1 protein-coding gene is annotated in these 391 nt (G+C 56.5%); it reads right to left on the reverse strand.

Going from position 1 to position 391, the window contains the following annotated elements; translation table 11 throughout:
* Positions 1–172: 172 nt before the first annotated feature.
* A partial coding sequence (locus GNP95_RS26350; protein ID WP_230874019.1) for a hypothetical protein occupies positions 173–391 on the reverse strand: 219 nt, incomplete at its 5' end.

Genomic DNA, 391 nt, shown 5'->3' on the forward strand with positions numbered 1-391 from the left:
ATTCTTCTTCTCATTCATTTTCCTCTCCTTCCTCTCCTTTTCCTTCTTTCCTTCTCTTTTCTTTTCCTTTCCCTTTCCTTTCTCTCCTCTCTCTTCTTTTCTCCTCTCTCCCTTTCCCCTCTCTCTCCTCTTCTTTCCTTGTCCCGTCGGATCCGGCAAGATGCAACCCGGCTCAATCGCCTCCTCTCTTCCCCTCTTCTCCGCTCCCTTTCTCATTTCTCCTCTTTCTTCTTCCTCCTCTCTGCCTGCCGCTCCGGCCGTGGCTCACCCGGCGCTGGCTCGCATGCCCTCGGCGTGTTCCTGGGCTTGCTTGACCTCCTTGTCCGTCCTCCCCGCTCTGCGCTTCCCGGCCTTTTCTTGGCTCCTGCCGGCCCCCTGCTGGCCTTTGTGT

The sequence above is a fragment of the Paenibacillus woosongensis genome (assembly GCF_009725165.1).
In the GTDB taxonomy this organism is placed as follows: domain Bacteria; phylum Bacillota; class Bacilli; order Paenibacillales; family Paenibacillaceae; genus Fontibacillus; species Fontibacillus woosongensis.